Origin of the sequence: Belliella calami (assembly GCF_022549695.1) — a bacterium.
GTDB lineage: Bacteria > Bacteroidota > Bacteroidia > Cytophagales > Cyclobacteriaceae > Belliella > Belliella calami.
The window spans coordinates 149,796-162,035 of record NZ_JAKZGS010000009.1 but is presented as its reverse complement, the minus strand read 5'-3'; the positions used below and the strand labels follow the sequence as shown (position 1 = coordinate 162,035).

At 38.5% G+C, this 12,240-nt stretch carries 12 protein-coding genes; 4 read left to right on the top strand and 8 right to left on the bottom strand.

Features of this window, described 5'->3' with window-relative positions; genetic code table 11:
* Positions 1-711: 711 nt before the first annotated feature.
* The 6 genes from dnaK to MM236_RS12365 form a co-directional block, all read right to left on the bottom strand.
* Positions 712-2,631: a molecular chaperone DnaK gene (gene dnaK, locus MM236_RS12390; RefSeq protein WP_241275295.1), complete on the bottom strand. Its 1,920-nt coding sequence runs from the start codon at positions 2,629-2,631 to the stop codon at positions 712-714.
* A 224-nt stretch (positions 2,632-2,855) separates the two neighbouring features.
* Positions 2,856-3,302: a molybdenum cofactor biosynthesis protein MoaE gene (locus MM236_RS12385; RefSeq protein WP_241275294.1), complete on the bottom strand. Its 447-nt coding sequence runs from the start codon at positions 3,300-3,302 to the stop codon at positions 2,856-2,858.
* A 10-nt stretch (positions 3,303-3,312) separates the two neighbouring features.
* A complete protein-coding gene (locus MM236_RS12380; protein WP_241275293.1) occupies positions 3,313-4,395 on the bottom strand; it encodes a ThiF family adenylyltransferase in 1,083 nt (360 codons plus the stop codon).
* Between the two features lie 3 nt (positions 4,396-4,398).
* Positions 4,399-4,632 (bottom strand): MoaD/ThiS family protein, encoded by a 234-nt coding sequence (locus MM236_RS12375; RefSeq protein ID WP_241275292.1) that lies wholly within the window; start codon positions 4,630-4,632, stop codon positions 4,399-4,401.
* 12 nt (positions 4,633-4,644) lie between these two features.
* Positions 4,645-5,379 (bottom strand): sulfite exporter TauE/SafE family protein, encoded by a 735-nt coding sequence (locus MM236_RS12370; RefSeq protein ID WP_241275291.1) that lies wholly within the window; start codon positions 5,377-5,379, stop codon positions 4,645-4,647.
* Between the two features lie 5 nt (positions 5,380-5,384).
* A complete protein-coding gene (locus MM236_RS12365) occupies positions 5,385-6,560 on the bottom strand; it encodes a molybdopterin molybdotransferase MoeA (protein ID WP_241275290.1) in 1,176 nt (391 codons plus the stop codon).
* Between the two features lie 138 nt (positions 6,561-6,698).
* Here MM236_RS12365 and MM236_RS12360 point away from each other — a divergent pair, with 138 nt between their 5' ends.
* Together MM236_RS12360 and MM236_RS12355 are read left to right on the top strand one after the other, a co-directional pair.
* On the top strand, positions 6,699-6,980 hold the full coding sequence (locus tag MM236_RS12360) for a hypothetical protein (protein ID WP_241275289.1): 282 nt from the start codon (positions 6,699-6,701) through the stop codon (positions 6,978-6,980).
* Positions 6,981-7,000: 20 nt separating this feature from the next.
* Positions 7,001-7,810, top strand: a complete 810-nt coding sequence (locus MM236_RS12355; RefSeq protein ID WP_241275288.1) for an MOSC domain-containing protein — start codon at positions 7,001-7,003, stop codon at positions 7,808-7,810.
* A gap of 224 nt (positions 7,811-8,034) precedes the next feature.
* Here the strand turns inward: MM236_RS12355 and MM236_RS12350 are convergent, their stop codons facing one another.
* Positions 8,035-8,796 (bottom strand): DUF6733 family protein, encoded by a 762-nt coding sequence (locus tag MM236_RS12350; RefSeq protein WP_241275287.1) that lies wholly within the window; start codon positions 8,794-8,796, stop codon positions 8,035-8,037.
* Between the two features lie 416 nt (positions 8,797-9,212).
* Positions 9,213-10,514 (bottom strand): aminopeptidase P family protein, encoded by a 1,302-nt coding sequence (locus tag MM236_RS12345; protein ID WP_241275286.1) that lies wholly within the window; start codon positions 10,512-10,514, stop codon positions 9,213-9,215.
* A gap of 35 nt (positions 10,515-10,549) precedes the next feature.
* Between MM236_RS12345 and MM236_RS12340 the strand changes: the two genes are divergently transcribed.
* Complete coding sequence (locus tag MM236_RS12340; protein WP_241275285.1) at positions 10,550-10,798, top strand: hypothetical protein; 249 nt, start codon at positions 10,550-10,552, stop codon at positions 10,796-10,798.
* A gap of 211 nt (positions 10,799-11,009) precedes the next feature.
* The gene (locus MM236_RS12335; protein ID WP_241275284.1) at positions 11,010-12,239 is read left to right on the top strand and encodes a M16 family metallopeptidase; all 1,230 of its coding nucleotides are present in this window, start codon (positions 11,010-11,012) and stop codon (positions 12,237-12,239) included.
* The last annotated feature ends 1 nt before the right edge of the window (position 12,240 follow it).

The following is a 12,240-nucleotide window of genomic DNA, read 5'->3' as shown; positions in this document are numbered from 1 at the left end:
ACCACCACAACAAAGATTAAATCCAAAATCTTTGAAATAAAAACAAAGATCAGGACTATAACTCAAATTTACCTAAATATTAAATTGTCAGCTTTCTCCTGAAACATAGTTTTAGGAGGGGACTCAAGATTGAAAGATTGGAAAATTCTAAGATTTTAAGATTTTGGGACTGATATTTTGGACAAAGCCTGTTTACATTTTCGATAGTTTCTGTAGCCTCCAGCTAAAGCAGGAGGGAATTGATTTCTAAAAAATAAAAATGTTGTTTTAGCATTTCCTTTGAATTCAATGAATAGAAAGGAACTTAAGCCAATCCCCTTACTTCAATGAATAGCTAGATTGCTTTACTCAATTCCCTGATTTTAATGAATAGGGATGGTGCTTTAGCCCATCCTTAAAGAATATGTACCTCGATCAGGGGGCTTTAGCCAAATATTTCTATTTGTTAAAAGAATCATTGATTAAAATCAGAAACAGTGATTTTTGGACTGATATTTTGGGTAAAGCCTGTTTACATTTTTGATAGTTTCTGTAGCCTCCAGCTAAAGCAGGAGGGAATTGATTTCTAAAAAATAAAAATGTTGTTTTAGCATTTCCTTTGAATTCAAAAGATTAAGACCTTCGAGGTTTTGAAAAAAAACCTCAAAGGTCTAAAAAAAAGCACCCATATTTGATATGGGTGCTTTTTCAATATATTAAAGCTATAATTGCTTATTTTTTATCTTCAGATACTTCTTCGTAATCTACATCAGAAACACCATCTCCAGCTTCAGCTGAACCTCCAGCATTTGCTTCTGCTCCTGGTTGTGGGCCTTCTGCTCCGCCGGTTGCGTTGTACATTTCCTGAGAAGCAGCTTCCCAAGCTTTGTTCAAACCTTCCATGGCTCCGTCGATTCCTGCCAAGTCCTGAGACTGATGTGCAGTTTTCAAAGTTTCCAAAGCTGAAGAGATATTCGCTTTATTGCCATCTGACAACTTATCTCCATATTCTTTCAATTGTTTCTCAGTTTGGAAAATCAAGCTATCAGCTCCATTTAGTTTCTCGATTTTCTCTTTTTCAGCTTTATCTCCGGCAGCATTTGCTTCTGCTTCTTTCTTCATTCTTTCGATATCATCCTGAGACAATCCTGAAGAAGCTTCGATTTTGATTTTTTGTTCTTTTCCAGTGCCTTTGTCTTTTGCAGACACATTAAGAATACCATTTGCATCGATATCGAAAGTTACTTCGATTTGAGGAACTCCTCTTTGTGCAGGTGGAATATCGCTCAATTGGAATCTACCGATTGATCTGTTATCCTTCGCCAAAGGTCTCTCTCCTTGCAATACGTGGATATCTACAGCAGGCTGGTTGTCAGCAGCTGTTGAAAATACTTCTGACTTCTTGGAAGGAATAGTTGTGTTAGCCTCGATCAATTTAGTGAATACTCCACCCATTGTTTCGATACCAAGAGATAAAGGAGTTACGTCTAGCAACAATACATCTTTAACCTCTCCTGTCAATACACCACCTTGGATCGCAGCACCGATTGCTACTACCTCATCAGGATTTACACCTTTTGAAGGTTTTTTGCCAAAGAATTTCTCTACTTCTTCCTGGATTTTAGGGATTCTGGTAGAACCACCCACCAAGATCACTTCATCAATGTCAGAAGCAGAAAGACCAGCATCTTTCAAAGCTTTGATACAAGGATCCATAGATCTTCTTACCAAACTTTCAGATAGTTGCTCAAACTTAGCTCTGCTTAATGTTCTCACCAAGTGCTTTGGTCCTGATTGCGTAGCAGTGATATATGGTAAGTTGATTTCTGTAGAAGAAGAACTTGACAACTCGATTTTAGCTTTCTCAGCTGCTTCTTTCAATCTCTGAAGTGCCATAGGATCTTGTCTAAGATCGATTTGCTCCTCAGCTTTGAATTCTTCTGCAAGCCAGTTGATGATCACTTGGTCAAAATCATCACCACCAAGGTGTACATCACCGTTGGTAGATTTTACTTCGAATACACCATCACCCAATTCCAAGATAGACACGTCAAATGTACCACCACCAAGGTCATACACAGCGATTTTCATGTCTTGGTTTTTCTTGTCCATACCATAAGCCAATGCGGCAGCTGTAGGCTCGTTGATAATTCTTTTCACTTCCAAACCTGCAATTTGTCCAGCTTCTTTAGTCGCCTGACGCTCTGCATCGTTGAAATAAGCAGGTACAGTGATCACCGCTTCTGTTACTTCCTGACCCAAGAAATCTTCTGCTGTACTCTTCATTTTCTGAAGAATCATAGCTGAAAGTTCCTGTGGAGTATATGATCTGTCTCCGATTTTTACAGCTACAGTATCGTTAGAACCTTGTTCTACTTTGTAAGAAGCGTGTTTTTTGTCTTCTGAAACTTCAGAAAACTTCTTACCCATAAATCTTTTTACTGATGAAATAGTATTTGCTGGGTTTGTGATTGCCTGACGTTTTGCAGGATCTCCAACTTTTCTCTCTCCATTGCCATTGTCTAAGAATGCCACGATAGATGGCGTGGTTCTTCTTCCCTCACTGTTTTGGATGACCACTGGCTCGTTCCCTTCCATTACAGCAACACAAGAGTTTGTAGTACCCAAGTCTATACCTATGATTTTTCCCATGATTTTATATTTTTATTTTTTGATTGTTCAATTTTTAAAACTATAAAACACCTATTGACAAGGGTTGTGCCAAGGGAAATACTGAGAAAATTTACGTCAGAATGTCAGTAGATGGTGACATTTTATTTTCCAAAACCTGACAATATCTTTCCGAAAAACACTTTTCATGTCATAAAGTATGGCTTTGGGTCGCTGCTTTAGCTGGGTTTTGTCAATGTGATTACTTACGTGTTTTCTTTCCAAACTGAGGTGTCATTGCTAACCAATTCTTTCCCCCAAATCGGCAATTCATTCTTGATTCTTTCCACAAGTTCTTCACATGCAGAAATGGCTGCTTTTCTATGTTTGGATGAAGTGAACACAAATAGACAGATTTCTCCCACTTTAACTTCACCTAGGCTATGGTAGATGTGCATGCATGTCAAAGGATACTTCTCAAAAACTGCTTCCCTGATTTCGAATGCCTGCTGAAGAGCCATCTCTTCATAAGCGGTGTACGCGATGGCAGTGACTTTTCCTCCTTCTTTTGCGTCAGCTCTTACTTGACCTAAAAATATACTATGACCACCGATTTCATGATTGGCAGCATGATTGGCAATAGATTTGGCGATTTTCTCGGGGGAAATTGCTCCTTCTACAAATATGTTTTTTGGCTTTCTAGTCTTTTCCATTTTATGTTTTTTAGAGATTGAGATCAAAGGAGTTGATTCCTCCAGAAATCGATCTGATGTATTTATCGGGATATTTTTCTTGAAGTAATTTTGATGCCTTCATACTTCTTACGCCTGTTTGACAAAACAAAAGGATTGTATTCGTTCTTGTCAACTCAGCATTTTCCAAATGAATCTGATCCATGGAAACACGAATAAAAGGAATATCTTCGAGTTCAGGTTCTTCGTGAGATTGCCTTAGATCAACCAAAACAGTATCTCCAAATTCATTCATCAAAGGGATCACATCTTCCCAATTAAGCTGAGAAGACAACCCACAAAAATCCTGGTAATCCATTTGAATTAAATCATTTGCTGATTTGGGTCTGGAAATTTCACTTTGTGGGTCTTTCGTAAGCTCAATTTTATATTCAGAATGATTGAGAAAATTATAGTAGAGCATCTTTCCATCTAATATTACCCCAAAACCAGACACCAGCTTTATTGCTTCAGAAGCCATCATACTACCGATAATTCCAGGAAAAACCCCCAAAACTCCAGCTTCATTGCAATTTGGCACTTCATGGGCTGATGGTGGTATTGGATAGATATCCCTATAATTTACTGACTGAATACCACGAGTGTTGAAAACTGCCACTTGCCCTTCATTCTGATACAAGGCGCCAAACACCAATGGCTTACCAAGCAAAACGCAAGCATCATTTACCAAATAGCGGGTTGGGAAATTATCCGAACCATCTACTACAAGATCATAGTCATTGAGATGCTCAATGATATTCTCTTTATTCAAGTATTCAGGAATAGAGACAAGCTCGATATCACTATACTTTCCGAGAAGGATTTGAACCGCTGCCTCAGCTTTGTTTTTGCCCAAATCATTTTGACCAAAAAGGACTTGGCGACTTAGGTTGGACTCAGACACTAGATCTCCATCTACGATTCCTATTTTCCCAAAACCTACAGAAGCAAGATAGAGTAATATTGGACAACCTAGCCCACCTGCCCCTACTACAAGGACTTTAGCTTCCTGAAGCTTTTGCTGGGATTTTAGCCCAAAACCTTTCAAATTATAATGCCTATCAAATCTATCCATAAATCAACCTCCCGAAAAAGGTGGCAAAAGGGCAATTTCAGCCCCCTCAGGAATCTTGTCCGAATCTGTAGAAAGCTTCTTATTGACAGCTATCGCAAATTTCAAATCCTTTAATTGAGGATAAACTGCATTAATTTCACCTTTTAAAGAAGCAATATTGTCTGATCTTTCTATCATAAACTCACTTTCCCCAATTTCTTCCGAAATCCTCCCAAATACTTTAACAATCAATTTCATTTCTTTTAAATTCTAATTTAACAATAATTTGACTGATGCGAATATTAGGACAGCGCAGAGTAAATAGCGCAATGCTGAATTACTGAATTTTCTTGCTCCAAAATACCCTCCAAGCAACCCTCCCGCTATCGTAATTGGTATCAAAACCCAAAACTCACTTGGAAGATCGAAATTCAACGCCCCAGAACCAACAAAACCAGCTATTGAATTCAAAAATATAAATAATGAAGACAAAACTGCCGTTTGCTTCACATTTGCCCATCCAAGAACCAAGACAATCGGTGTAAGTAAAACACCTCCGCCAATTCCTACCAAGCCTGATAGCAAGCCTATCAACACCCCGAGCAATGGTGCCATCCATATTTTTCTTTCTACGACAACTTTTTTTGACTCAGGAAAAACCATCAAGAATCTCAAAGCTGGAAACAGCAAAATCACTCCCAATATTTTTCGGTAAATATCTGTATCCAATAGGATCGTCCCTCCCAAATATGCTGCAGGTATAGAAAAAACAATCAAGGAGAAAAACAAGTCTCTTTGCAAAGACTCCTGCTTTCTGAAATTCAGAAAGGAAATCAACGATACAAATATGTTCAATAGCAAAGCAGAAGGCCGTATATCTTCCGGGAGAAAACCCATCAAGGTCAATATCATCAAATAACTACTTGCTCCACCATGACCTACAGAAGCATATAAAAATGCCGCAATCGGCAAGAGACAAAACAAAACCAAAGTCCACAAATCCATATGTGCTAAAAGGGATAATAGTTGTAGTTGCTATTTTCTGGAGAAACTGAATTTATGCCTGGAATTTCAACAAGCCCTGTGGCTGTATTGAATGAAATGAGATTAAAAGATTCTTGGCCTTTAAGGAGATGAATCATCCCATTTTTCAACTGGCATTTTAGGAAAAACGTCAAGATCGATTCTGAATGATACGTTTCTGACAAAGGAAACCGAAGGTTCGATTCAAACGCATCATTTGCACCACAAAAATGTCTTATAAAAGGCTTAACATACACCATAAAACAAGAAAGGGAAGACGATGGGTTTCCCGGCAATGCAAAAATAATCTTGGACCCCAATTTACCCACAAATAATGGTTTACCAGGCTTTTGCGCAACTTTGTAAAAGAGTTCTTCTACTCCCATATCTTGCATGGTAGGCCTGACAAAATCATAATCTCCCACAGAAATCCCTCCACTCAGGATCAAAACATCAACCTGCTCTACCAGTCTTTCTACTGATGATCGGACAACATCCGCATCATCTTTTACTTTTTCGACAAACGCTGGTTTGACTCCCAATTTCATCAATGCAGAAGTCAACATCGGCCCATTTGCATCATAAATCTGACCATTTTCAAGTTTCTGCCCTGGCTCGACTACTTCATCCCCAGTAAGAATCACACCTATTCTGGGCTTGCTAAAAACCTTGATCCCCTCTATTCCCAAAGAGGCAAGCAAGGCTATTGTTCCAGAAGAAATCTCCGACCCAACCTCCAATACCTTCTCCCCAACCTCACATTGAGCTCCAGCCTTTCTGACAAAGCCACCCTTTTTAACCTCATTAACATCAATCAAGAACTTGTTTTCGTAAACATTTGCAACCTCTTGCTTGACGACTGTATCTGCCCCTTCTGGAATCGGCGCGCCTGTAAAAATTCGAACCACCGTACCTGGCCTCAATTTTTCTACGGACAAAACCCCTGCTTTAACCTCTCCAGAAATCACCATTTCAGGCTTCAAATCCCCAAAAGCAAGCGCGTAACCGTCCATTGCGGAATTATCGAAAGAAGGGACAGAAATTGGAGAAAAAATTTCTTCTGCACAAAAAAGACCTGTCGATTCAGATATCGGGCAGATTTCTATTTTCCGTGAAATCAGTATTTCTGATATTCTTTTTTTGGCTTCCTCTACATTGATCATTTTTATTATTATTTGGTTGAGACGAACAATCGGGGCATAAAAATACCTGCCCTCGCATACTGATCCTATTTCTATCTTTAAAACTTAAAAGATCAGACATATAAATCAAAGTAGAATTCTTGTTAAAAAAAAATCTAAATGCAACCTTTTTACCAAAACCTGTATCTTAGTAGTATGATTCGGGACAATTTGGCAAAACGTAGAAAAGAAAGAAAAAGATGGGCATTGGTCTTTCTCGTTTGCTTGGCCACTGTCTTATTTTTCTCTTACGAACCTTCAGAGCACAATTTCCTACACACCCTAATCAATCCAATCGAATTTTTGAAAGTAGAACAGGAAAATCAATTTTATCAATTCATCACCAAATTCTTTTCGTTTGAGATACCTGAAAAATTCAAAAGGTTGTATCTTGACTCTTGATTTCAATCAACTGTCACCAAATGCACTTAAAAGACATCTACATTTACCCCATCAAATCATTGGGTGGGATAAGATTAACTGAAGCAATTTTAGAAGAAAAAGGGCTGCAATACGACCGAAGATGGATGCTGATAGACAAAGACGGAAAATTTTTGTCCCAAAGAACCATCCCAAAACTAGCTTTACTGCAAGTAAGCATCTCTGAAAACAAGCTGCAAGTCACGCACAAAAAAGAACCAAATATCAGTATCTCCTTTCCATTAGATGCCAAAACTAACAAGTTGAAAAACGTCAGTATATGGGAGGATGTGGTAGAAGGGCAGGTTGTAGATAAACATGTAAGCGACTGGTTCAGCGAACAACTCTCCATGTCTTGCGAACTTGTAATCATGCCTGAAAGCACAAAGAGAAAGCTAAAGGAAAAATATGCTGTCAACGGAGAATCTGTCAGTTTTGCAGATGGGATGCCCTACCTGTTGATTGGACAATCTTCATTGGACGATCTGAATGAAAAACTGGAAGACCCGGTGCCCATGGATCGGTTTAGACCAAACTTGGTATTTGAAGGAGGAGAAGCATTTGAAGAAGACAAATGGGATCAAATTCAAGTCGGAACCGCCCTTTTCAAAATTACAAAACCTTGTGCCAGGTGTGTGATGGTGACCGTAGATCAAGAAAATGCGAATAAAAGCAAGGAACCTTTGAAGACCTTGGCAAGTTATCGGACTGTAGATGGCAAGGTTATGTTTGGTCAAAACATGTTGCTGCTAAAAGGTGAAAAAATAGCTGTTGGTGATGAAGTAAAGGTGGTAAATGAAAGAAATAGTTAAAGTTTTATATGAGTATCCGAAATGTTGCACCTTGGTTAAAAAGTAACTTTGTAAGTTGCGGATACTCGTCGGCAGACAACAGTTTACTGTCAACAGAACCACAAATCGTTCAACCGCCATCCTATTGTTTGGCTACGTGCAAGAAAGCGGATACACATATACCTAAATCAAAAAAGCCATCCGAAATCAATCGGATGGCTTTTATTTTTTTTGTGACTTTAAATTTAGAAGCTAAATCCAGTGGTTACTTTGAAGAAAGAGTCATTTCCATCAACCAAGTCAGTACCAAAAGACAATCTAGCGAAAGCTCCACCAGTAGGCTTGCTGAATTGAACATATGGACCTAACCACTGATAAAGATCTGTAGAAGAAGATACGTTAGATCCACCAGAGTTGATCAAATGTTCATAGTGAGCCCCAACTGAAAAGAAATCTGTAGCCTTTATCCCGAAATTTGCCCAGTAATGTAAGTATGATAATGTCGTACCGCCAGCAGGTGCTTCATCCCTTAATGGTGCATAGAACCCCAAGTATATTTCACCTTCAGTTTTTGCCTTATCCAAACCTATTGTCAAGTTAGGAACAATACCATCACCAAATATTGAAGGGCCAACTGCTCCCGATGAAAGTAAGTTACCTCCTGTAATTCCTATTTGTGGGCTTATGCTCAAACCTGGTGCTGGCTCGAAACCCACACCAACCCCAAACTCTGTCCAGTTACCCCAGCCACCGCCACCTGCACCTTGAACTCCACCAGTACCACCTGACCAAAGAATCCCATAAAATGTGAAATCTAATTTTGGACTCACACTATAAGAACCAGCGAAGAATGGATAAAATCCGAAAAAGGTATCAGAGTTCAAGGTAACATCCATGCTAAATCTGCTATCTTCTTCCTGAGCGAGTGCTGGAGCTGATACCAATACCAAGCAAAGCGCAACCAATGCTGAAGCCTTTGCCAAAACTTTTGTAAATCTGTTTTTCATTTTTTTAATAGGTTATGTTAGAAATAGGTTTGAAAAATACCCTTATAAATCATTAAATATGTTCTATACTGATATTATGCTTTCAAATTTAACTATGATTTTATAAAAGACAACATTTATCAGTTTTTTTAATCAAAAAAATAACGATAACACAGAAAATTTACAGAAAGTACAAGAAAAACAGATGAAAATTACGCCGACAACATTAAGACTCTGTTATAAATACCAAAAACACAACCCAAATCAAACCCAAAAAATCATTTTCTGCTAAAAATTTTAAAAAAGTCAAAATCAATAAACCTGATTTTATGAAATCTACTTAAAAAAGTAAAAACCCGCTCCAAAAATGAAGCGGGTTTTTACTTTTTATAGTTTTCAGATGAAATTACATTAAAATATGAAAAGAAGCATCTTACTTAACTACTTTTCCGACTTCCCATCAGCTCTTCTATCTCCTCAGCCTCAATAGGAATATTTCGCATTAGATCTAAGTATCCATTTTCTTGGATCAGGATATCATTTTCCAACCTAATCCCTAAGCCTTCTTCCTGAATATATATCCCCGGCTCAACAGTAAAAACCATGCCTGGTGTAATTGGTTCGTGCATCGTACCTACGTCATGCACATCCAATCCCAAATGATGGGAAGTGCCATGCATAAAGTATTTTTTGTAAGCTGGCCATTTTGGATCCTGATTTTTGATATCGGTCTGGTCTATCAATCCCAAGCTTACCAATTCCGATTGCATGATCAAGCCAACTTCTTTGTGATAATCCTGAATATTCACCCCAGGTCTTAGCATATCCATAGCAGCTCTTTGAACCCTTAACACAGCATCGTACACAGCCCTTTGTCTTTTGGTGAATTTACCATTGACAGGGATAGTTCGGGACATATCTGCATTGTAGTTTCCATATTCCGCACCTACATCAAACAAAATCAAGTCACCATCTTTGCATACTTCTTTATTTTCAATATAGTGCAGTACACAGGCATTCGACCCTGATGCGATAATCGGCTCATAAGCAAACCCCCTACTTCTATTTCGGATAAATTCGTGGATATACTCCGCTTCTATCTCGTATTCAGTCACTCCAGGCTTTACAAATGAAAGAATTCTCCTAAATCCCTTTTCTGTAATATCACAGGCAATCTGAAGCTGATCGATTTCTTCCTGCTCCTTTACAGCTCTGAGCTGATGCATCAGAGGAGCCACACGGCGATAGGTATGAAGTGGATATCTCTCTTTGCAATTATTGATAAATCGAGCATCCCTGCTTTGTACCTGCACATCTGCCCGAAGGTGTTCATTTGTATTCAAATATACATTTTCGCTCAATGCCATCAAGCTGTTGAAAACACTGTCAAAGTTTGCTACCCATTGGATATTTTCAATTCCTGATGCAGCAAAAGCCTCCTCTTTGGTATATTTATGACCTTCCCAAATTGCAATATGCTCGTTTGTCTCCCGTACAAACAAAATTTCTCTCATATCTGGGTTTGGAAAATCTGGACAAATCACCAATATGGATTCCTCCTGGTCTATTCCTGAAAGATAAAAAATATCATTATTTTGTCTAAAACGCATCGTCCCATCTGCATTTGTGGGCATGATATCATTAGAATGTAAGACCGCAACAGATTTTGCCGGTAATTTTTCTGCCAGCTTTTTACGGTTATTGATATAGAATTCTTTTGAAAGTGGGCTGTATTTCATTTTACTTTATTTTTTACGTTTTTAATCCAAATTTATTGGTCTATAAGGACACACTATTGGTCTGTGAGGACACTCTATTGGTCTGTGAGGACACAAACCAAGGAGAGAAAATGTTTCTAATGGTCTGTGGAGACACAGACCAAGGGTGGAGGAAATATTTCTATTGGTCTGTGAGGACACAGACCAAGGATGGAGAAAATATTTCTATTGGTCTGTGGGGACACAAACCAAGGATCAGAATCATAATCATTTTGGTATGTGAAGAGACTAACCAAGGAATTTAGTGATTAATCCTTCACAGATTCACAAATATACTTTTACTATTTCTTCTATCCTTCCCAATCAAAGATTTTTACAGAAGCCGAGACCATGAATTCGAAGAAGATTTGGTATCTTTTCCTACTATTTTTTGAAAACCAGCCAATAAACCTTTCATATACTCAAACAACTCAAAAACTATTATAATTTTGTACATTAATTGCGAAAACATTACTGATGCAATACAACCTTAAAGAATTACCAAACGGAATCAGAATCATCCACATGGAAGTCCCACACACTCGGATGGTTCATTCAGGTTTTATATTGAATATTGGCAGCCGAGATGAGTCCAAAGAACAGGAAGGCCTTGTTCATTTTTGGGAACACATGGCTTTCAAAGGCACCAAAAAACGAAAAGCATTTCATATTATCAATCGCCTAGAGTCACTTGGTGGCGAACTCAATGCCTATACGACGAAAGAAAAAGTCTGTTTTTACGCCACCATATTGAAAGAACACTTCAACAAAGCGGCTGAATTGCTCTGTGATATCACCTTCAACAGTACTTTTCCGGAAAAACAAATCGAAAAAGAAAGGCAAGTCATCTTGGAAGAAATGGCTATGTATAGGGATTCTCCCGAAGATGCTATTCAGGATGAATTTGACGAGCTGGTATTCGAAGGCCATGCTTTGGGAAGAAACATCCTTGGGACAGAAGAAACGGTTGGGAAATTTAGCCAACAGGATTTTTTTAACTTCATATCGAGCAGAATGGACACTACAAACATAGTGTTCTCGGTAGTGGGAAATATCAGTTTCAAGAAAGTTCTAAACCAAGTCGAAGGCTACCTCACTTCCATACCTGCCAAGAGAAGTCTATACATCCGAAGCGGCTACGACCAATACACGCCAAAATCCAAGGTTATAGAAAAAGATATTACACAAGCGCATTGCGCGATAGGCAAACCTGCCTTTTCGATCTATGATCCCAAAAGGTTTAAGCTTTATCTTTTAAACAACATTTTGGGTGGGCCTAGTATGAATTCGAGGCTCAATCTTTCCTTGCGCGAAAAGCATGGATATGTCTATGCAGTAGAATCTTCCTATCAAACTTATTCCGACACAGGCTTTTTGGGGATATTCTTCGGTACTGAGGAAAACACTGTCAATCGAGCCAAGAAATTGGTACTGAAAGAAATGGAAAAGTTGCGGACCCAAAAACTTGGCATCATGCAACTTCACATGGCAAAAGAGCAGGCCATAGGTCAAATGGCCATGGCAGAAGAAAATTATGCTGCATTGATGTTGGTTTTTGGCAAAAATTTATTGGACAAGGGAAAAGTTGATTCTTTGGACAGTATCTTTGACACTATTAGACTAACCACAGCTGAAGATCTATTGGAAATAGCAAATGAAGTTTTTGCTCTGGATCAATTAAGCTTTCTCACCTATTTACCTCGATAAA

What these genes read in the sequence shown, in the direction of transcription:
- MM236_RS12335 (WP_241275284.1), top strand. Translation starts at nt 11,010, where the DNA reads ATGCAATACAACCTTAAAGAATTACCAAACGGAATCAGAATCATCCAC.
- MM236_RS12365 (WP_241275290.1), bottom strand. Translation starts at nt 6,560, where the DNA reads ATGATCAATGTAGAGGAAGCCAAAAAAAGAATATCAGAAATACTGATT.
- dnaK (WP_241275295.1), bottom strand. Translation starts at nt 2,631, where the DNA reads ATGGGAAAAATCATAGGTATAGACTTGGGTACTACAAACTCTTGTGTT.
- MM236_RS12355 (WP_241275288.1), top strand. Translation starts at nt 7,001, where the DNA reads ATGCACTTAAAAGACATCTACATTTACCCCATCAAATCATTGGGTGGG.
- MM236_RS12350 (WP_241275287.1), bottom strand. Translation starts at nt 8,796, where the DNA reads ATGAAAAACAGATTTACAAAAGTTTTGGCAAAGGCTTCAGCATTGGTT.
- MM236_RS12385 (WP_241275294.1), bottom strand. Translation starts at nt 3,302, where the DNA reads ATGGAAAAGACTAGAAAGCCAAAAAACATATTTGTAGAAGGAGCAATT.
- MM236_RS12370 (WP_241275291.1), bottom strand. Translation starts at nt 5,379, where the DNA reads ATGGATTTGTGGACTTTGGTTTTGTTTTGTCTCTTGCCGATTGCGGCA.
- MM236_RS12360 (WP_241275289.1), top strand. Translation starts at nt 6,699, where the DNA reads ATGCAACCTTTTTACCAAAACCTGTATCTTAGTAGTATGATTCGGGAC.
- MM236_RS12375 (WP_241275292.1), bottom strand. Translation starts at nt 4,632, where the DNA reads ATGAAATTGATTGTTAAAGTATTTGGGAGGATTTCGGAAGAAATTGGG.
- MM236_RS12380 (WP_241275293.1), bottom strand. Translation starts at nt 4,395, where the DNA reads ATGGATAGATTTGATAGGCATTATAATTTGAAAGGTTTTGGGCTAAAA.
- MM236_RS12345 (WP_241275286.1), bottom strand. Translation starts at nt 10,514, where the DNA reads ATGAAATACAGCCCACTTTCAAAAGAATTCTATATCAATAACCGTAAA.